This is a genomic window from Brevibacillus invocatus (genome assembly GCF_003710915.1).
Lineage (GTDB): Bacteria > Bacillota > Bacilli > Brevibacillales > Brevibacillaceae > Brevibacillus > Brevibacillus invocatus.
The window spans coordinates 1-511 of the sequence record NZ_RHHR01000056.1; the positions used below are offsets into that span (position 1 = coordinate 1).

The 511-nt window shown below is 45.2% G+C and carries 1 protein-coding gene; it reads left to right on the forward strand.

The window, feature by feature from the left end; translation table 11 throughout:
* Positions 1–182: 182 nt before the first annotated feature.
* Positions 183–511: alkaline phosphatase PhoX (locus tag EDM52_RS22960; RefSeq protein WP_122911235.1), on the forward strand; the 329-nt coding region annotated here is incomplete at its 3' end.

Below are 511 nucleotides of genomic sequence, written 5' to 3' on the forward strand. Positions count from 1 at the left end.
GAATATTAAAATTTTTCTTATGTGTACAACAGCCCAAAGGCTCCGCCAAAAAGATGGCGGGGCCTATTTGTTAATTGTGTAAATATCCATTTTACGGTTTCTTCATACCGCATTAACGCTCTGTTGATTTCCCCCCTGTATCATCAGAGGTAGACAAGAGTTTGAAAAAAGGAGCGATTGTGATGGATGTGAACCGTCGACAATTTTTGACTTATCTAGGAGCAGGTACGGCTGCGTTGGCTTCTCTGGCTACCGGAATACCAGCTTTGGCCGCAGGACCACTTTCGGGAAAAACGGCTGACCACTTGTTTGGTCTTGATGCCAAAAAGACCAACTTCAACCCGAAATTTACACCTATTAAACCGACAACCAAGGACGATGTGGTTCTGCCGAGTGGTTACTCCTATGATGTCATCGCTTCTTACGGCGATAAAATAAACCCGGCTGGGGATACATTTGGCTTCAACAACGACTTCACCTGTTTCCTGCCAATCGATGGCAATCCAGAGCA